The organism is Vibrio sp. Y58_MX_L22 (assembly GCF_024181865.1).
GTDB lineage: Bacteria > Pseudomonadota > Gammaproteobacteria > Enterobacterales > Vibrionaceae > Vibrio > Vibrio alginolyticus.
In genome coordinates this window covers 416,346-436,886 of record NZ_JAMZAN010000004.1, presented here as the reverse complement: position 1 = coordinate 436,886, position 20,541 = coordinate 416,346, and the positions used below count along the sequence as shown (strand labels likewise).

Annotated in this window: 17 protein-coding genes; 9 read left to right on the top strand and 8 right to left on the bottom strand. The window is 40.3% G+C overall.

Going from position 1 to position 20,541, the window contains the following annotated elements; translation table 11 throughout:
- Positions 1-168 precede the first annotated feature (168 nt).
- Positions 169-1,161: a zinc-binding dehydrogenase gene (locus NL626_RS12625; protein ID WP_206954749.1), complete on the top strand. Its 993-nt coding sequence runs from the start codon at positions 169-171 to the stop codon at positions 1,159-1,161.
- A gap of 147 nt (positions 1,162-1,308) precedes the next feature.
- Here NL626_RS12625 and NL626_RS12620 read toward each other — a convergent pair whose 3' ends face one another.
- From NL626_RS12620 to NL626_RS12605, 4 genes are all read right to left on the bottom strand, one after another.
- Entirely contained in the window at positions 1,309-2,211 is a 903-nt protein-coding gene (locus NL626_RS12620) for a homocysteine S-methyltransferase family protein (protein ID WP_053304412.1), read from the bottom strand.
- 276 nt (positions 2,212-2,487) lie between these two features.
- Complete coding sequence (locus NL626_RS12615; RefSeq protein WP_170893395.1) at positions 2,488-3,222, bottom strand: amino acid ABC transporter ATP-binding protein; 735 nt, start codon at positions 3,220-3,222, stop codon at positions 2,488-2,490.
- Positions 3,223-3,236: 14 nt separating this feature from the next.
- Positions 3,237-4,184 carry an amino acid ABC transporter permease gene (locus tag NL626_RS12610; protein WP_005377325.1) on the bottom strand — a complete coding sequence of 316 codons (948 nt, stop codon included), beginning with the start codon at positions 4,182-4,184 and terminating at the stop codon, positions 3,237-3,239.
- A 135-nt stretch (positions 4,185-4,319) separates the two neighbouring features.
- Positions 4,320-5,108 (bottom strand): transporter substrate-binding domain-containing protein, encoded by a 789-nt coding sequence (locus NL626_RS12605; protein WP_005377324.1) that lies wholly within the window; start codon positions 5,106-5,108, stop codon positions 4,320-4,322.
- 461 nt (positions 5,109-5,569) lie between these two features.
- Here NL626_RS12605 and NL626_RS12600 point away from each other — a divergent pair, with 461 nt between their 5' ends.
- Positions 5,570-5,914 (top strand): DUF3316 domain-containing protein, encoded by a 345-nt coding sequence (locus NL626_RS12600; protein WP_005377323.1) that lies wholly within the window; start codon positions 5,570-5,572, stop codon positions 5,912-5,914.
- Positions 5,915-6,518: 604 nt separating this feature from the next.
- Here the strand turns inward: NL626_RS12600 and NL626_RS12595 are convergent.
- On the bottom strand, positions 6,519-7,493 hold the full coding sequence (locus NL626_RS12595) for a porin (RefSeq protein WP_253657414.1): 975 nt from the start codon (positions 7,491-7,493) through the stop codon (positions 6,519-6,521).
- Between the two features lie 140 nt (positions 7,494-7,633).
- The gene (locus tag NL626_RS12590; protein ID WP_253657413.1) at positions 7,634-8,557 is read right to left on the bottom strand and encodes a LysR family transcriptional regulator; all 924 of its coding nucleotides are present in this window, start codon (positions 8,555-8,557) and stop codon (positions 7,634-7,636) included.
- A 378-nt stretch (positions 8,558-8,935) separates the two neighbouring features.
- Between NL626_RS12590 and NL626_RS12585 the strand changes: the two genes are divergently transcribed.
- The 3 genes from NL626_RS12585 to NL626_RS12575 all read left to right on the top strand — a co-directional run bounded on the left by NL626_RS12585 (position 8,936) and on the right by NL626_RS12575 (position 14,333).
- Positions 8,936-10,105 carry an efflux RND transporter periplasmic adaptor subunit gene (locus tag NL626_RS12585; protein ID WP_172563242.1) on the top strand — a complete coding sequence of 390 codons (1,170 nt, stop codon included), beginning with the start codon at positions 8,936-8,938 and terminating at the stop codon, positions 10,103-10,105.
- A gap of 12 nt (positions 10,106-10,117) precedes the next feature.
- Positions 10,118-13,258, top strand: coding sequence for an efflux RND transporter permease subunit (locus NL626_RS12580; protein ID WP_005377311.1), 3,141 nt, complete (start codon positions 10,118-10,120; stop codon positions 13,256-13,258).
- A gap of 145 nt (positions 13,259-13,403) precedes the next feature.
- Positions 13,404-14,333 (top strand): LysR family transcriptional regulator, encoded by a 930-nt coding sequence (locus tag NL626_RS12575; RefSeq protein ID WP_033906145.1) that lies wholly within the window; start codon positions 13,404-13,406, stop codon positions 14,331-14,333.
- A 1,234-nt stretch (positions 14,334-15,567) separates the two neighbouring features.
- On the opposite strand, the gene NL626_RS12570 is transcribed toward NL626_RS12575, so the two are convergent.
- Positions 15,568-16,467: a LysR family transcriptional regulator gene (locus NL626_RS12570; protein ID WP_053350357.1), complete on the bottom strand. Its 900-nt coding sequence runs from the start codon at positions 16,465-16,467 to the stop codon at positions 15,568-15,570.
- Between the two features lie 112 nt (positions 16,468-16,579).
- On the opposite strand from NL626_RS12570, the gene eamB reads away from it, so the two are divergent.
- From eamB to queC, 3 genes are all read left to right on the top strand, one after another.
- Positions 16,580-17,164, top strand: a complete 585-nt coding sequence (gene eamB / locus NL626_RS12565) for a cysteine/O-acetylserine transporter (protein ID WP_253657412.1) — start codon at positions 16,580-16,582, stop codon at positions 17,162-17,164.
- 299 nt (positions 17,165-17,463) lie between these two features.
- Entirely contained in the window at positions 17,464-17,805 is a 342-nt protein-coding gene (locus NL626_RS12560; protein ID WP_005377299.1) for a helix-turn-helix domain-containing protein, read from the top strand.
- Between the two features lie 67 nt (positions 17,806-17,872).
- Positions 17,873-18,529 carry a 7-cyano-7-deazaguanine synthase QueC gene (gene queC / locus NL626_RS12555; RefSeq protein ID WP_005377298.1) on the top strand — a complete coding sequence of 219 codons (657 nt, stop codon included), beginning with the start codon at positions 17,873-17,875 and terminating at the stop codon, positions 18,527-18,529.
- A gap of 310 nt (positions 18,530-18,839) precedes the next feature.
- On the opposite strand, the gene queE is transcribed toward queC, so the two are convergent.
- A complete protein-coding gene (gene queE / locus NL626_RS12550) occupies positions 18,840-19,490 on the bottom strand; it encodes a 7-carboxy-7-deazaguanine synthase QueE (RefSeq protein WP_005377296.1) in 651 nt (216 codons plus the stop codon).
- 216 nt (positions 19,491-19,706) lie between these two features.
- On the opposite strand from queE, the gene NL626_RS12545 reads away from it, so the two are divergent.
- On the top strand, positions 19,707-20,516 hold the full coding sequence (locus NL626_RS12545; protein WP_017821691.1) for a Cof-type HAD-IIB family hydrolase: 810 nt from the start codon (positions 19,707-19,709) through the stop codon (positions 20,514-20,516).
- Positions 20,517-20,541: the final 25 nt, after the last annotated feature.

Sequence of the window (20,541 nt, the reverse complement as noted above, 5' to 3'; positions counted from 1 at the left end):
ATGTCGTTAGCTATGCAGACTGGTTGTCGATGATAATTTCAGAGCATCTCGAATCCTTTTTATCAAACATAACCTAAAATTATCAAAATAAGAAAAAACCATAATTATTGCAGCAGCACCCTCTGAGTTAGTATGACTTTCGACCATTCTTAATAATAAGGAAAACCTATGAGAGCGATAACTTACCAACGAGATAACGATACTTTCTCTTTATCCGAATTACCTACACCAAAACTAGAAACCCAATTTGATGTATTGGTTAAAGTTAACGCTGTTGGTTTGAACCCTGTCGATGCAAAAATTCATTATTGGTCAGACATGGTCACTAACATGGATAACAATTTTGTTGGCGGGTTAGACGTATCAGGAGAAATAGTCTCTGTAGGCGATGCGGTCGTTGATTGGAAGGTTGGCGATAAAGTGTTGTATCACGGAAACATGAGGCGCAATCACGGTGGATTCGCTGAATTTGCTATCCATGATTCAAGAACGCTCATAAAGCACCCTCAGGTTCCGGTTGAAGTGGCAGCATCTACACCTTGCGCAGCCTGGACCGCATATCGCGCTTTGGTAGACAAGCTCGATATTTCAAATCGAAGCAGCATTTTTATCGCCGGAGGTGCTGGCGGCGTTGGAAGCTTTGCTATTCAGTTAGCAAAGACATTTGGTGTTGAACAGATCATTGCTACTAGTTCAGAAGCTAATCACGCATATTTGTCCTCGTTAGGAGCAACCCATATGATTGATTATCATCATGAAGATGTAGTTCAGCGAGTAATGGACATTACCGGAAATCATGGCGTTGAGGTTGCACTCGATTGTGTAGGCGGTGATAACGACCGAATTGCAGCCTCGGTGTTAACCTTTGAGGGAGAAATGGTGGAGCTCGTCAAGACTGTCGACCCTTCTCAATATCCAGATGCCTTCTTAAAAGGCTTGGGCTTCCACCAAATAAGTTTGGGCTCTGGTCATGTCTTTGGCGAGAGAGGGTTTGCAAGTATCGTTAATGCCGGAAAGGAAGTGTCTGAGCTATTAGAAAATGGAGAATTGGAAGTACCGAAACTGAAGATCATCGGCTTAGAGGATGTAGGTAACGCACTCTTGGACATGCGAAATCAGAGAACAGTTGGAAAGATTGTCGTTAATCTGAACCAAAAGTAATTAATAAAGATCTCGAGGCAAACTGGCAAAGTAATGAGCAAGTTAAAGCATCTTGTTACTTTGCCAGATATGAAAGACCTTTATTTTGTCTATAACGATGAATGAAAAACAAAACCTCTTGCCATACTTCCCTGCGCTTCACCAAAATTAGGCGTTTTCGAGAGTGTCTCTCCAAGTCGCTAGCAATTTAATATGACGTGGTTCAATCCCACAGCAACCACCAATAATGCTTGCTCCCTGCGCATGCCACTTTTTAGCATACTCAAGATATTCAGTCGGAGAGAAATGACGAACTTCCTGAATGGTCTCGTTGGCTTGGTGCGCTTGCTTTATCGGAGCAAAGCTATTTGCGAAAACACCTATCGTCAATTCTCTACCTGACTCACTCAATACTGCTTGTGTATCTATGATCGCTTGCTCGACAACTTCAGGAATAGAGCAATTGAAAAAGATACCTGAAACATTTGTTTTCAACAGCGTATTAACCGCGACTTTAAGAGATTCCCCTGAGCGAAGGCGAGGCAAAGAGTTAGGCTCATCCATTAAGGTGAAAGCAATATAATTGGGCTTATCTGTTTTGGCTAAAATTATTGATAGAACTTCAACTTCAGCGAGGCTAGACACGGTCTCAGCTAACCAAATATCAACATATTGATCTTGAGCTTCAAATAACTCAGAAGCCACTTCCAGTGCCCTTTTCGGCTCGAATAATTCAGGCCTGTAAGACCCCATTACAGGAGGAAGAGAGCCCGCAACGAGCACTCTATCGTTAGAGCTAGTGACTACATCTCTGGCAATTTTAGCTGCAGATTTTGCTAACTCAGTCCCCCGTTTTGCATAGAGTTCCTCGCCTAAGTGAAATGGGACACATGCATAACTGTTAACAGTGATAATCTCTGCGCCAGCGTCTATGAAATTCTCATGGGCCATTTTTACATGTTGTGGTGATTCAATTAGCGCTTGTGCACTCCAAAGCGGCTGAGAAAAAGGGGCGCCAATACGTTTCAACTCTCGCCCCATGCCACCATCTAAAATTGTTACTTTCTTCATTTAGACATCCATACCGCCAAACATCCATAAGCTCTATTCAAACACAATTTTTATCAATTCAAAATGAAATTGTTATGTTTAAAGTGAACAAAGACTTAATGGCTGATTAAACACTTTAGTATTTACCAGACCTTTCATTCGGACCAAGCTAATGTTATCGCCATTAACTTCGAGTAAAAAGCCCATTATCTATGTCTCTCGGCGAGGCGAACGTTACGAGCCACAATAGTGCATGAAGTGATTGAGGGACTCGCCCTCAATCAAATTTTCTTTTTATTATAAGACTTTAGATAAAAACTTCTGCAATCTAGGGTTGGTGGGGTTATCAAAAAATCGCTCAGGAGAGTCAGAAACCAAAAGCTCACCATCTTCCATAAACAACACCCTATCAGCGACCTCTTTTGCGAAACCCATTTCATGAGTAACCACGACCATCGTCATTCCGTCCTTGGCCAAATCTTTCATCACATCAAGAACTTCTCCAACCATTTCAGGATCTAGTGCTGATGTGGGTTCATCAAACAACATAATGTTGGGCTTCATTGCTAACGCACGAGCGATTGCGACGCGCTGCTGCTGCCCACCTGATAAATGATTAGGATAATTATCCATTCTCTCCGATAGACCGACTTTATAAAGCAAATCTTTTGCTTCTTTCTTCACCGATTCAGGGTCACGTTTAGAAACCTTTAAAGGTGCCAACATGACGTTCTCTATCGCCGTTTTATGTGGAAAAAGGTTGAAGCCTTGAAATACCATGCCCACATCAGCGCGTAGTTTATTGATATCCGTAGATTTGTGGTACATATCGATACCATCTACGATAATAGACCCACTATTTATTGTCTCTAATTGATTGATCGTCCGTAAGAATGTTGACTTACCAGAACCTGACGGTCCTACGATGACAATCACTTCCCCTTTTTCTACATTTACCGATACGTCCTTGAGCGCATGGCAGCCATTAGGGTAAATTTTATTAATTGTTTTTGCTGAAATAATGTATTCCATTAATGACTCCACCATTAATCACTTGCTGCCAATTTCTTTTCTAACGTTTGTATTGCCCAAGATAAGGTACTAGTCAGAAGCAAATAAAGGGCCGCTACGGTAAACCAAACTTCAAATGGGGCAAAACTACCACTTACGACTTCCCTGCCCGCTTTTGTCAGATCAGTAATCGAAATCACGGAGACAAGTGAGGAATCTTTTATCAGGTTGATAAACTGCCCGGCTAAGGGAGGTAATGTCTGCTTAAACGCTTGAGGTAAAATGACATAAATCATCGCTTTGGGATAATTCATTCCTAGTGAACGCGCCGCTTCCATTTGTCCTCTTGGGATTGACTGGATTCCTGACCGCACAATTTCTGCGACATAAGCAGCGGTAAACACGGAGAGCGCTATCACTCCCGCAGTAAAACGCTCAAGGTCAAGCACAGTACCAATAAAGAAGTAAACGATAAAAATCTGTACTAAAAGAGGCGTTCCACGAATGACCTCGACATACACAAGCGCCAGCTTTTTTAATGCCGGATTGCTGGATATGCGCATTAGTCCAACAACTAAGCCCAACGCTAGAGCAATGATAAGTGACCAGAGCGAGATTTTAATGGTCGTCACAACACCATCTAAAATTGGGCCAGAGCGCCACTCTTTTATAGTTGCTAAGGTATCTCCTTCAAAAATAAGATCACCTTCATAGACGTCGACAGACTTATATTGGCTTAGTTCAAGAACAATATCACCATGAATACTCTCCAGAGCCAGTTGGTTATTCTCGTCGAGAATGATGTTCCCATCGACAGGCGCGGTAATGGATGAAGCAGCGTTAGTGGCAATATAAGGAAGGACACGCTCCCAATTCCAGCTGTAATCGATTCGCTTACCTGACAGATAGACAAGGCCGCAAATTGATAGCAAAACAAGAACAAAAACAGCGTTCCACAATAGGGATTTAAAGTTATTTTGCATGTGATTCCGAGAATGACTTTGATTAAAGTTGGTTGGGTATTTGAATAAAGAAAAGCGTTAGCTTCACAGCACGAACCGTTTGGTTGGCGATGAACCGAGCCAGAAGCTAGCCGCTCCTCTACAATAACAAAATGATTACTTAACTTGCTTTAACCATTTATCGTCGTTAAACCACTTATCGTAAATGCGATCGTAAGTTCCATCGCCCTTAATTTGACGTAAATAGTTGTTTAAGAAGTTAAGCGTATCTGGATTTCCTTGCGGCACAGCCCAACCCAAAGGCTCGTAAGTAAACGGTTTAGCCAAGTGCATTAACTGCCCTTTGTTTTCCGCCACATAAATAGAGTTGTAAGGAAAGTCATAAACAAACGCATCTACCTTTCCGTTGGCAACCTCAAGTACCGCTTCAGACTGCGTTTCGTATAGATTTATCTTAGCTTTCGGAAGGTATCGTTTTACCGCTTGCTCACCCGTTGTCCCAAGCTTAGTTGCAACAACATATTCTGGACTATTGAGATCACGGTAACTAGACACTTTACCTTCATGTTTGAGATCTACGAGAATGGATTGACCAATAACCACATAGGGATCAGCGAAATTCACCTGAGTATTTCGCATAGGTGTGATAGTCATCCCGCCCATAATCATGTGACACTTACCAGTCAACAGTGTTGGGATAATGCCATCCCATGAAGTGTTTACCGGCACAAACTTAACATCCATGGCACGCGCCATTTGCTTACCCAAATCGATATCAAACCCAATGTACTGCCCATTTTTTGCTGTCATTTCAAAAGGCATATACCCAGAATCAAAGCAGACTTTTAGCTCCCCTGTACTTTTGATATCGTCTAAAATTGGGTCTGCATTAACCGTCGTCGAAACAGCTAACCCCAGTGCAGCAAAACACAATAACTTTTTCATGGATATTCCTTTATCATTTGTTGTAAAGTTTTTTTATACACGACAATAGAATAAAAAACCACAAATAATGACTTTTTAATCACTAGAATTTGTAGGATCGTTACTAAGCTGGAAGATCTGAATGAAAATCTATACCAAGCCATTGCAATTGAATTGCATGCATTAAGTGATTAAGTTGTAGGCAGGTCACTATAACGACAAGAAACATACGCTTTGACTGAATAGTCAGCGTTTCCGAGAGTGGTTTAATTATTAACGAAACCATACAGATATTCGCTTTTTCACATTGACCGTAATGTCAAAAGTGCTTGAGTTTTATTGTTGACAATTCTTCCATAGTCAATGGTCACAAATGTGATGTACAGCACATTTCTATAATGGCACTATCACCTTTGTCGAGAGATATTAACAAGGATTCGTTGGACATCTTGACTTTGTAATACAAATAAAAAGGTGACTATATGAAAAAACTAATGACGCTCTCATCACTATTATTATTCAGTTTATCTGCTACTGCTGGTATTCATGTCGAACACTCTACAAACAAAGTTGTTCTCAATGACTTTACGACAAAAGATGCCGCTTATAGCTCTGCGTTTGATCTTGTCGATGAATACCAAACGCTATCAAAACATGAACTTAGAAATCGTCTAAACATCATTGGAAGCGGTTTCCCTCGTGATATTGCAATCGATGATAGTAAGGTGAGAGTTGAAGAATACGCACTTAACCGTGATGAAGTTAAATATCGTGCAATCATAAACTTCGATTATCACTTCAGAACAAGTGATGGCGGTAAAAACTAAAAAATCATCTGCACCTTTACTTTCTTAGAGCCCTTCCTATTTTAAGAAAGTAAAGGTGTCTAATCACATTGAAACGACTGCTTTTCATAAATCGCTCTCTCCTTACATAAACAGTATCAATCCCTACCTCTATCGTTTACATAAAAATAATTTTTCCAATCTTCATTGAGATACATTTCGTCGTTTGGCGCTTTATCATTCACTTGGTTCGCCATATGGATTCCACATCACTTAAATGAAAAAGACCCTTGAAATTGAGTTCACTTTTTTATGAAGATTAACTCAACCTAAGATTGACAATTGTCGTTATATTTTTCTCATTTATAGCAATATATAAAAAACTCTTTTTGTTTTAATTAACCATAAGACGTAAAAAAAAGGCAACAAGATACTTCTTGTTGCCAAAGAAAAAATCATCATTCAAAAAATATGAAAATGAAAACTAGCAGTGGACTAGCTAACAAAACAATTATATCCAAAACACTTTAACAAGTAACGATCAATATAATCCATTATATATGGATGAAAATCAGCACTTATAAAATCACACCGATAAATAAAAAAGCCTGAAAATAGTTTCAGGCTTTTTATATTTATTAATTTTTTAGAATGAATATCTCGCAGCTATTGCAAGAATATCGTCTTCATTGTCTACATCTGTAATTCTGTATTCTGCTAGTGCTTTAAAATTAGAAGTCAAATCGTACTCTGCACCTAGTGAGTAGTAATCGACGACATCTTCATCATCACGCTCTAGATTGTTATAGCCAACTAGTGCCCAAAGCTTATCTGTTACTTCATAAGTGGCAACTGCTTCAATACCGGTGTAATCAATATTACTTTCAGAACCATCTTTAGCCCAGTTTTCACCATCACTGTATAAAACAGAGGCATAAAACTTGTCGTATTCAAATGCAATAGCACCCGTTAGCAGCTCTGCATCTTCTGCACCCGATTGCCCTTCACCTTCGTTGTAACCAAGCGCAACTTTGAAGCCATATGGCAACTTGTAGTCCGCCGCCGCACCATAAGAGGCTGCATCTGTTGACACTTCATCGTTTTCAGCCTGATAGCTAACATGAATATTCAAACCTTCATAGCTTGTCGTTAGCTTAAATACTGAATCGGAGCGACCGGTACCATATAGATCCGCACTTACGCCAGCAGCTTCATTACCAAACTCCGGGAAAATATCCGTGTAGTCAGATACTAAAGTGACCGCACCGTATTGACGTCCATAACTTACTGTTCCGTAATCTGCACCAACTCCTACATAGCCTTTTCGGATATCAAATTCATCATCTTCAATCCCATCAGCATCTCTGCGATTAGACTTAAATTCCAACTCATATAAGCCGAAGGCATAAAGATCTTCATTTATTTTAGACTCACCTGCAAGTCCTACACGAATGTAGCTATTATCTCCGTCTGCATTTTTATCATCAGAGAAATAATACATCCCTTGCGCTCGGCCATGAATATTTAATACTGATTCTTGATCTTCATAAACTACGTCTGAATTTGCAGCACTTGCAGAAAAAAGTGCAGCGATTGCGATCGACGTTCTTATCATTTTCATTTAATTACCACTACTTGTGTTGTTTGAATCGAGTGAAATTATGAACAGTGGCAATTATTTTTAAAGTGCAAATTCAACCATATTCTATGGATAAATATAAACAAGCCCTCAATCTAAAACATTATGTCCTAGTACTCATATTAGTTGAGATAATCCATCCAAACAGGAGGCGTCCCTATTATTTTTTGAACAGTATCAATGAACAGTTTGGCTAATGGTTGTTGATTTCGGTGAGTATACATTGCATATATTTCCCCTATCGCGGGAAGATTATAATCAGGAAGCAACTGTACAAGATCTTGTTTACTCAAACTCTCCTGAAGAAAGAACTGCCCTATTAAAGCATACCCTAGATCAGATTTTACGGCATCGAGCATTAACTCAGTTTCATTCACGAAGTACTGCCCATTGATATTATACGTTCTAACGTCGCTTGATGACTGGCTTGGCGCTATACGTAGCTTATCTGCCTTAAAGTTAGCATTAGAGTATATTACTGCTGGCATTTTTATAAGCTCTTCTGGAGAGCTCGGGGTTCCATACTTGTCAATAAAACTCTTCGATGCAACCAGTGCCATATTATTGCTTGCCAACTTACGTACTATCATGTTGGACTCTCGGATTGGTCCGATACGAAACACAACATCAAAACCTTCGTGGATAACATCGACTCGATTATCATCGAGCAGCAGCTCTACACTAATGTTTGGGTACTGTTTTATAAACTCTTTAACTGCCTGATTTAAGTATGCTCTGCCAAAGAAAGTGGAGCTTGATATTTTCAAGTTACCCTTCGGTTCATCCTGAAATGTAGCAGCAATACTACGAGTTTCGGTTAGAACCTCTCTTACTTTCTTGGCTTGCGCCACCATCTCAACACCTGCATTGGTCAGGGATAGCGAACGCGTGGAACGGTTTAACAGCCGTAAGCCCAATTCATCCTCTAGCTTTTTGATCTGTTTTGACAAAGCTGAACGATCTATATGATTTCTGTCAGCAGCCTTAGCAAAAGTTCCGTATTCAGAGACATCCAGTAGTAATTCAAGTTGGCTTGCGAGATCCACTGCACAATTCCTTATTTAGTTTTTATTCTTTATGTGATGGGAAATGGATTTTACAAAATTAATTTCAATTTTTTATGGTTCAAATTGCATCAGTGAATTGCAAATAATGCACGAATTAAAAACGCTTTAATTTTCGTCGCTATCTTTAGCTTCTGTTTAGTTATTCCCATCTATTATGGCTTATTACATTTAACAATACTCCACGTCTTTAAAACCCTAAACTGACCTTTTTCAAACCAAAAAGTGAGCATTTTGACCAATATTTAATCGTGCATTTTTATCACTACTCTATGTTCGCTGAGGGCCTATTTACCCATAGGTACAATGAATACAATGCCGTTCCTTTTAGTATGAACAGAATCATTTAGGGCGCGACAAATGTTAAAGAAAGTTTTCGGCATTGGCCTTTTATCCGTTTTAGCTGCTTGTGCAGACGAAGAGATAACCAAACAACCTAATACTCCCTTACCTACGATAGACGTCTCCAAAGTCATCTATGAGCCCGTTCAATCGTGGTTCACCTTTACAACAAGGCTTCAAGCCCCAGAGAAAGTTTCTTTAATGCCACGCGTTTCCGGAGTTATTGAAACGGTAGAGTTCAAAGACGGACAGAGTGTCAACAAAGGCGACTTACTCGTCACTCTTGATGATCGAACCTTCAAAGCTCAGGTCTCACGACTTGAAGCGCAAGTTAAGAGTGCTCGAGCGGCGCTAGAGCAAGCAGCAAACGAACAAAAGAGGGCAGCTCAACTTGTTAAGCGAAAAGCCATCTCAGCGGAACAAGCAGAGGCCCGAGATACCGCAGTAAAACAACGCTCTGCAGAACTAATGGCTTTGCGTGCTCAGCTAGAATCCGCAAAGTTAGATCTTGAGTTTACGAAGATATATGCCCCTATTAGCGGCACTATTTCAAGAGCATTCATTACTAAAGGAAACAATGTAAACGCAAATCAAAGCGTTATATCAAACATTGTCTCTAACGATCAGGTATATGCATACTTTGATGTCGATGAGCGAACTTGGAACCGTTACTTCTCGACAATCAATGCCGACTCTAACTTACCTACTCGTCTTGAACTATCTGGACAAAATGGGCAGGAGTTTTTTGGACGCGTTGACTTCGTCGACAACTCCATCAACGAAAACACCGGTACTTTGCAGGTTCGAGCGGTATTCGATGCAACAAAATCAAACTTAAAAGTGGGATCGTTTGGCCGAGTTCAGATATCAACAACCAAACCAGTTGAACGAGTTCTCGTTCCAGAGCGTTCTATTGGCACAGATCTAGAAAACCGCTTTGTATTAACACTCAATGGAGAGAATACGTTGCAATACAGCATCGTAACCTTAGGCGAACGTTACGGAACATTTCGTGCCATCGAGAATGGCTTGAACGCCGACTCAGTTATTGCGGTAAATGGCCCAGCAAAAGTTGGCCCAAATAGCAAAATCACACCAAAAAATGTCACGCTAGATATTAGCAACACCTCATTGATTATGGCTTCAAACTCAACATCGTTGCCAAATAAACGTTTAGCTCAAGACTAAGAAGACAACCGAATGAAATTTGCACACTTTTTTATTCAAAGACCCATATTTGCCTCTATGTTATCGCTATTGATATTAATAGTAGGCGCAATTTCACTTTTACAGTTGCCTGTGAGTGAATATCCAGAGGTTGTCCCTCCTACAGTGGTAGTTACAGCAAACTATCCTGGTGCGAACCCAAAAGTAATCGCAGAAACAGTTGCTACGCCTCTGGAGCAAGAAATTAATGGTACAGAAAACATGTTATATATGTTTTCACAGGCAACCAGTGACGGCAGAATGACATTGACCGTAACCTTTGCTTTAGGTACGGACTTGGACAAAGCTCAGGTTCAAATTCAAAATCGCGTCACTACAGCTTTGCCCCGATTACCAGAAGCCGTCCAACGGTTAGGAGTTGTTGCCGAAAAAGCCTCTCCTGATCTCACCATGGTTGTGCATATATATTCTCCAGATTCTAGCCGTGAAGTCAGTTATTTAGCTAACTACGCTAATTTAAACTTGAAAGATGAGATAGCTCGGCTCGGAGGCGTTGGTGATGTGCGCCTTTTCGGTGGTGACGAGTACTCAATGCGCTTGTGGTTAAATCCAGATGAGCTCGCTTCTAGAAATCTAACCGTAATGGACGTTGTCTCCGCCGTCCGATCTCAAAACCAACAGGTGGCAGCAGGCTCATTAGGTGCGCAACCAGCCGCTAATGAAAACCAATTCCAAGTTTTGTTGAACGTAAAGGGCCGTTTGGAGAATATTGATGAATTCAACGACATTGTAGTAAAAGTTGACGAAACAGGGGCTTTGACACGTCTTAAAGACGTTGCACGCGTAGAGCTAGGTCAAAACTCTTATGCACTGCGCGCCTTGTTAAATGGTAAACCAGCGGTGGCGATGCCCGTATTCCAGCGCCCTGGTGCTAATGCTATTGAGCTATCTAATCAGGTTCGCTCAACCATGGACCGTTTACAAGCAGCCTTTCCAGCTGGAGTTTCATATGAAATAGCCTACGACCCGACCGTCTTTGTTCGTGGATCGATAGACGCAGTGGTTCATACTCTGCTAGAGGCAATTGTACTAGTTGTTGTTGTAGTCATTTTGTTTTTGCAAACATGGCGCGCGTCTATCATCCCTATCATTGCGGTGCCTGTTTCATTAATCGGTACGTTCGCCGTAATGCAAATGCTCGGAGTATCGATTAACACGCTTTCGTTGTTTGGACTTGTTCTCGCCATAGGCATCGTCGTCGATGACGCCATTGTCGTCGTCGAAAACGTGGAACGGAACATCCATAATGGTCTTGCACCACTAGAAGCAACGAAACAAGCAATGACCGAAGTTACCGGGCCAATTATTGCAATTGCTTTAGTGTTATGTGCGGTGTTCATCCCGACGACCTTTATTACAGGGTTATCCGGTCAGTTTTATAAGCAGTTCGCACTAACAATTACGATCTCGACGATTATTTCAGCAATTAACTCGTTGACGTTATCGCCTGCTTTATCAGCACTGCTATTACAAGATAAGAACGCAAAACCCGATCGGCTAACCAAGCTATTGGATGCGGTTTTTGGTAAGTATGTTTTTGCGCCATTCAATAGAATTTTTGAGTACAGCTCGAACCAATATCAAGCTCTGGTCAAGAAGCTGATTCGCTTTAGCCTTGTTGTTGTGGTGGTATACATTGCGTTACTCGGGGGAACGGTTTCTCTATTCAAAGCGGTTCCTGGAGGATTCATTCCTCAACAAGATAAGCAGTATTTAGTTGCGATCGCCCAACTTCCAGATGCAGCAAGTTTAGATAGAACAGAGTCCGTTATTAAAGAAATGGAAAACCTCGCGCTGGCAACACCTGGCGTAGCACAAACCATTTCTTTCCCAGGCTTATCGGTCAATGGTTTTACTAACAGTCCGAATAGTGGCATCGTTTTTGTTACGCTTGAGGACTTCGATAAACGAAATGATCCAACTCTCGGAGCAAATGCGATTGTTGCATCTTTGAATAAGAGCTTTTCAATCATTGATGAAGCCTTCGTTGCGATTTTTCCACCACCACCAATCCAAGGACTTGGCTCTACTGGCGGCTTTAAACTTCAAATCGAAGACCGTGCGAACAAGGGGTTTGATGAGCTCTTCAAGCAATTGAACTTGGTAATAAGTGAGGCATCAACAAGACCCGAGCTGATGGGATTATATTCCACATTTCGTATACAAGTGCCGCAGATGGACATCCAAATAGATCGTGAACAAGCGATGCTGCAAGGTGTTCCTCTAGAGCAGGTTTTTGATGCGCTTCAAGTTTATTTAGGATCATTATACGTCAATGACTTCAATATGTTTGGTAGAACATACAAAGTGAATGCCCAGGCAGACATGAACTATCGTCTCGAACCTGACCAAATACTTAACTACAAAGTAAGAAATGCTGCCGGACAAATGGTTCCTCTCGGCGCTGTACTGGAGATCATACCCACTATTGGGCCTGACCGCGTGATGCACTATAACGGCTACCCTAGTGCAGAACTAAACGGCAGTCCTGCTTTTGGTTACAGTTCTGACCAAGCCCAAACGGCTATTGAGGAAGTACTGGATCAAAACCTAGCAGAGGGAATGGTTTATGAATGGACTGATGTAACCTACCAGCAGATTTTGGCTGGTAACACGATGGTGTATATATTCCCACTTGTTGTTTTGTTAGTTTTCATGGTGCTAGCTTCGCAGTACGAGAGTTTAAAACTACCATTCGCTATCATTTTGATCGTTCCTATGACCATTTTTTCTGCACTAGCAGGTGTTTGGTTCATTGGTGGTGACAACAATATATTCACACAAATTGCTTTGATTGTCCTTGTGGCTCTAGCGTGTAAAAATGCCATCTTGATGGTGGAGTTCGCTAAAGAACTTAAAGACAATGGCCAAGATACCTTATCAGCGATTTTGGAAGCATGTCGTTTACGTCTTCGACCGATTCTAATGACATCAATTGCATTTACCGCTGGTGTTATTCCATTAATGATTGGTACAGGGGCCGGAGCGGAAATGCGACAAGCAATGGGTATTGCCGTATTCTCGGGTATGGTAGGCGTAACGGTATTTGGATTACTACTCACACCTGTTTTTTACATGTTAGTGAGTCGAAACAAAAAACGTCAAACACTATAACCATAATATAAATACTCATTTAAATTCATACTAAAGGGAGCTATTGCTCCCTTTTCTTTTGGTTATTAAGTATATTAATAATTTCTAGACAGAGCAGTAGTTATACATGAAACTAATACGCTAATATCTAACTTGGATAAACATTGTGGATTTAGCAAATAAACTACACCTGCTTTTAGAAGTCTCTAAAGCTGGATCTTTTGCAAAAGCAGCAGATGGGATGAATATCGACCGCTCTGTTTTGTCTAAACACATCAAGCAGTTAGAAGAGCACTTAGGCGTTAGGCTATTAAACAGAACGACTCGCTCTCTTTCATTAACACAAGTCGGCCAGCAAATAGTAGAAAAAGCAGACCAAATATCTCAACTCCTTGATGATACTCAACAAATAGCGGAGAATTTTCAGACTGAGCCTTCAGGGAAAGTACGAATTTCAAGCTCAACATTATTTGGAAAACTCTATCTACAACCTTCGATAGAGAAATTTTTACATAAGTACCCAAAAGCAAGTGTTGAACTAATGCTAGATGATCTTCATGTAGACGTGATTAGAAGTAATTTTGATATTGCTTTTCGAATCGGACCTATGAGGGATTCATCAATGGTAGCAAGAAAATTAGCAAAAAATACGACTGCAATCATTGCTTCTCGAAATTTAATTGAAAAACATGGTAACCCAGAAACGCCTGATGAGTTAGTTAAGCTACCTTTTATTATTTATTCAAATGGTAATTTTATTGTCGATAAACTTAAATTCTACGACAAAGCAAAATCAGATGGTTTAGATACATACCCAATATCAGGGTCATACATGGTAAATGAAGCTGAGCTAATAATTGAAAGCGTAAAGTCAGGTCTGGGCGCAGCACTTATAGGTCAATTTATGCTCCCTAACAACCTAGAGTCTTCTAATTTAGTTCAACTTTTACCAGAATATGAAACTCAAGATTTTGGTGATATTTATGCCATGTACTCACACCGTCAGCAATCACCATTGGTTAGGGCATTCATTGATATCGTTCAAGAAGAAATTGGCATACCACCAATATGGGAAAAGCATTTCAATAAAAGCTAGGTGATTCTATTTAACCAAAAATTAACAGCAAATAAAACATCAAATAAAATCAATAAGTTAAAACAGGAATATTTAAGATTCATAGGAGTTTAATGTTAGGTGAATTAAGTTCCATTCTAAATGGCGCTTAATTCACTAAATATAAAACATTCTTGATTTATAATACTAACAAATCCATCACCTATACAAGTTACGATGTATATTAAAGAAAAACACACCTCGGTCACTAGTTTGTTAGTATATAAAATATCTTATCTTATTTTTTTGGTTATTTACACGTTAGCAACGATTTATTTTAGCGTACAAATGGACAAAAGCACATCGGAGAACTCTCTTATAGAAATGACTCAAATAGCATTTGTGCTTTTTTCATCGTTAATGTGTTTGTATAAATCTAAGGAATATCTTGAACTCAAACACATATTAGTAATAATGTCTTCATTTTTTATGGTTATATTCGTTAGAGAAATGGACTACCACATAGAGCAGTATTTCCCTCACGGTTCATGGAAGTATCCTGCTTGGATTATAATAGTCTCGGTCTGTTATTTTTGTTTTAATAACATAGTTAACATAAAAAATGAGGTAAAACTTTTCATTTCTCATTCTAGCTTCACGACATTAACGATTGGCTTTTTTATTGTTTTCTTATTCTCACGCTTTGCAGGGTATGGTGATTTTTGGGTCGAGTTTATGGGGAACTCATACAATAGAGACGTGAAAAACTTGGTCGAAGAAAGCTTAGAGTTACTAGGTTACGCGATACTTTTAAACGGTGTTTTACTTATTAAAGTAGAAAACCACTAAGTATAAATAAAAGTTCATAGCTTGTAGTTCAAGCTTTGAACTTTTTTGGTTAAAAAAAAGCAGCAAATTATATTTGCTGCAAATGATGAAAAAAACAATATGCGTAAGTTAACTTCCTAGCAATGGATGCGTTAACGAGTTAATAATAACGAACCGTAACAATTAAGTCTCGTTGAAAATAATCCATAAAGAATGGAATTTATTACACTGTTAATTATGTAACCTTATCTAATCTAGTTATCACACGCCGTCGTTTTTATATCTTATCTCTTTCCGTCAATAAATAGCTCTTCACATCAGATCCCATTTATCATCCCACAACAGTCGGATTCAAAACAAAGCAATAAAAATCAATAAATTAGAAGTAGCCACTTAAAAAATAAAAAGGAGTAAAAACGAAACTATATCAGATAGAACATATTAAAGATCACCGACTCTGAGTAGAAAGCCGTTCATACTCGTTACGCATACAATCAATAAAGACTTCCATCGCCGGCGTCACACACTTCCCAGCATGATAAGCGCAGAGTGGCTTGATCATCTGTGAAAATTCGGTGAACTCAAGCTCTTGTAAACTGCCCTCTTGCAACTCTTTTTCAACCGTAAAACGAGGTAAGTAAGAGATACCAATATTACTCTCAACGCAATTTTTGATCGTATTAATACTGCTAAGTTCGATCATGTTGTCGATGCTAATATCACGCTCCTGAATAATGCTCTCAAACATCCGTCGAAAAAGGCACTTAGGGCCATTGCTTATAAACCCTAAATCAATATGTTGCTCTCTCTTCTTTAAATCTAGCCCTTTTAAAAGCGGTGAAGCAACCAATACCAGTGGCTCGTGCTCAAACTCGTGGACCTTGAGCGTATCGTCATTACCTACTCGATAAAACACACCTAAATCAGCTTTATCCGCTATCAACTCATCTCGAATCTGATAGCAATTTTGTGATTGCAGAGAGAGTCTGACATTGGGCGCTCTGATCCTGAACTCTTTTAAAACATTAGCCATCTTATAAGCAAGTTGAGTCTCAGCAACCAGCACTTTCAATTCACCGGTCGGCTCCGAGTTTTCTTGCTGTGCTGTTCCCTCAATATTTTCCATCACTCGCGCCAGTTCATAGACGTAAGGCAGTATCTTTTCTCCTGCTTGAGTCAAAACCATCTTACGCCCTATTTTTTCGAACAGCTGCAGAGACAGATCTTGTTCCAACTGCTTGATTTGAAAGGTGACGGTTGATTGCGTGCAATAAAGCTTCTGTGACGCTTTTAGAAACGATCCTTCTTCAACAATAGCTTTAAAAGTAAGAAAGCGTTTTAGATTCATGACTAGACTCCACAACCAACAGTTCAATAAATTAAAAGTCTAAGTTTTAATTTATTCAATTTTTTAATCAGTTGTAGCGAAGTATAGTGCAGTAAAAACAGGAGAGATAGAGATGACAGCCATCTACACCGCATTTTTTACTTACGTAATCATTACTTCAATTACACCAGGGCCAAACAACATTTTATCGCTCAGCATCGCGACGCAATATGGACTAAAACGCTCAACAAAAGTGATTTCGGGGATGTTTTGTGGCTATGTTGTTTTGATACTACTTTGTGGCGCTTTCGCGTATAACATGATCAGCCTCTTGCCCGTGATTACACCTTGGCTAACATGGATTGGAGCAGCTTATATTGTTTGGTTGGCTTGGGGGCTTGCTACGAGTGAGATCAAAACTTCATCGGATAATTCTAAAGGTATCAGTTTCTTAACAGGTTTCGGTTTGCAGTTCGTTAATGTGAAAATCATTCTTTATGGAATTACCTCTATTTCTACGTTCGTACTGCCCCACACTCAGAATATCTACTGGATCTTAGCGACTAGCCTCATTCTTGCTTTGATCGCACTCCTTAGCAACGTAGTTTGGGCCGTTGCAGGAAAGCTACTTCAATCGCAATTCCAGAGATATGGCAAAGTCATAAATATGAGCTTAGCAGCAGCTCTGATCTATTGTGCGACACAGTTATTTACTTAAGTATATAGTTGATCATCAAGAACAATATTGCTCTTCAACTTAGACGACTACGTTTATGTGAAGAGCAAATTCTGCTCTACAAATCGCTGCGGTTTCTCGTGCCCTTACTCGCTCCTTCATACGGCAGTTTTTGAAGAAGTAGATTCAACGTCACTTAATCAACCTAAAGATACGAAATCTTTTTTAGTTATACAGACACGGCCTTGGCGACCTCGGCAATAACTAAGCATTACTTAGTATACACAAATCAGAAAAACTAAGATAATCTTAGTCATCCAAGTCCTTCGTATGAACTTTAAGTGTTGTTTAATAATCCACTCCCAGCCCGCCTTAAGCATGCGCGTAAACAAGCGAATCTATCCCAAAAAGCACTGGGCATCCGTATCGGCATGGATGATAGTTCTGCAAGTGCAAGGATGAATCAATACGAAAGGGAGCGCCATACTCCCGACGTAAAAACGCTCAAACTTATCGCAGATGAGCTAAACGTACCTCTAAACTATTTTTTTTGTGAAGATGAAATCACCGCTGAACTTGCTGCGAATCTCCACAAGCTGTCAAATGATGACAAGCAAAGAGTGCTTGAGAGCACAGCCCAGTTGATTGCGGACGCAATCGTCACGAACAAGTCGAGTACGTAATTGGGATTAAACGCCTAAGAATACGTATCAATACCAAAGAATCAAAGAGCATAACTAAGGGTTCAACATGGCTACAACAAAAGCACTTGTGGTTTTTTCCGGTGGGCAGGACTCTACGACCTGCTTAATCGATGCATTAAATACATATGATGAAGTTCATGCTATAACGTTTGATTATGGCCAGCGTCATTCAGATGAAATAGATATCGCTATCGAATTAGGTAAGCAACTTAACATCAAAAGCCACAAAGTCCTGGATGTAAAATCAATTAATGAGTTAGCGATAAGCTCGCTGACAAGAGACAACATTCCGGTATCTAATGACTTAAGCGACGCTAACGTACCCAATACATTCGTTCCAGGGAGAAACATTCTCTTTCTTACTTACGCATGTATCCATGCTTACCAGCTTGGCATTCAAGACATCATTACGGGAGTTTGCGAAACAGACTTTAGTGGTTACCCTGACTGCCGAGACAACTTTATTCGCTCTCTAAATCTCTCTTGCAATTTAGGTATGGATAAAGCCTTCAATATTAAGACTCCTTTAATGTGGCTTACTAAAGCCGAGACCTGGGCTCTAGCTGATAAGCATAATATGTTGGAATTTGTTCAAAACAATACTTTAACATGTTACAACGGAATCGTTGGTAAAGGCTGTGGTGAATGCCCAGCGTGCCTACTGCGACAAAGCGGCTTAGAAGAATACTTAGCGAGCAAATAGTCTTTGTTAGCGGTAATAGCGCTGGGATAAAACCTTTTGCGTTAGCTTCTAAACGTTTTATCTCAGCGTGAAACTCCAGCCAACAGAGCTTCATTTTGATGCCGCCAGATTGGTGGCATCAATTAAATGCGAAACGATTGTCGAACCAAAGATAGCACCACACCACAACAGCCAACACTGCTTAGCTTTTACAACGCTATAAATTGTTTAGATATATCGACAATGTTTCGATAGCAAAGCTACCAACGGCATTACTCGCGAAACCGGAATTAGATAGAAAAGCTACCTCGAATGATGACGAGTCTCTCGTCTAAGCAATACTCAAATATTTATGAGTTTGAACAGACAAACGCCAATTGCGGGCAATGCACGTATCAATACACAATTGCGTAGCACGAGGCTTCTGGCTAATTGGTTGTAGTGCAATGATAGTCTCAGCCGCTACGTTCGCATTTGCTAAAAGATCATCAAGGTGGTCGATGTCTTTCTGGGTGCCGACTGGATGCTTAATCTCATTTGCCCGCTCTAATGCGCTATTAAGCACTGGTAATTTACCTTTCATTGCTACTTTTGGTGACACTGTCACCCACGTATTTTCTGAAGTAATCACTTCTGATGTGCCACTGGTTTCAATTTGGCATTGGCACCCCATATCTTCAAACGCCTTTGTTAAAGGGCGCAGATCATAAATACAAGGCTCTCCACCAGTAATCACGATATGCTTAGCATTAAAGCCTTGTTGTTGATATTGCTCTACGATGTTCTCGGCAGATGCAACACACCACGTCGGAGAATCTTCCGTTTTCACCAGAATATCGCCTATTTGACGTTGATCATTCTCATCTGCATACCACGTTTGTTTGGTATCGCACCATGAGCAACCAACCGGACACTCTTGAAGCCGAACAAAAACAGCAGGGACTCCAGTAAAAACCCCTTCCCCTTGGATGGTTTCAAACATCTCATTTAGCTTATACAACGCAGAACTCACTCAACTCATAACATTTCGAGGCGAAGACCATAATGGACACGCGTGTCTAGGTCAATTTAAACCAAAAATTAATTGTTAAAATAGACCATTTTGTAGTTTCATAGCGTAATGAATATAGGTTTCTGGTTAACGTTAAACCAAGCCTTATTCACTGACAGCTCCCAAAAAACTTTAAGGTAAGAAATGATGTATAAACTGATCGCACTAGATATGGATGGCACGCTACTCAATAGTGATAAAGCCATTTCTGAAGAAAACAAACAAGCGATCGCAAAAGCTCGAGAAGCAGGCGTTACTGTCGTTCTCGCTTCTGGTCGCCCATTAGAAGGAATGCAAGACAAGCTCGACGAACTGAATATCCATTCCGATCGAGATTTTGTTCTTTACTACAACGGTTCGATGGTCAAGAACGTAGGCACAAACGACATCATCCACCAGCAAATCATAGATGGTAAAGCTGCAAAATTGGTGGCGCGAAAAGCCGAAGAGCTAGGTGCGTACGTCCATGCTTTTAGTCAAGTTCATGGTTTAATCACCAACGAGCACAACCCTTACACCGATATTGAAGCAAAGATAAATGGCTTAAATGTCACCGAGATGAACTTCGAATCACTAGAAGACGATCATCCAATCATCAAAGCTATGATGGTTGCAGAGCCAAGCAAACTAACAGAAGTTATAGCAGCACTGCCAGCTGAAATGCGCGAAGCGTTTACGGTTGTTCAAAGCGCTCCGTTTTTCCTTGAGTTTCTTAACCCTGCGAGCAACAAAGGTATTGGTGTTGCCGCAATTGCCGAGTATCTGGGAATTAAACCGGAAGAAGTTATCTGTATGGGTGACGCAGAAAATGACCACCACATGCTGAAATACGCTGGCCTTGGTATCGCGATGGCAAATGCAATGGAAGAAACCAAGCAAATCGCTGACTACATTACGGCAAGTAATGATGAGCACGGTGTCGCTAAAGCTATAGAAAAGTTCGTGCTCAATGCATAGCCCTTTCCGCCATGTCTGTTGCGTT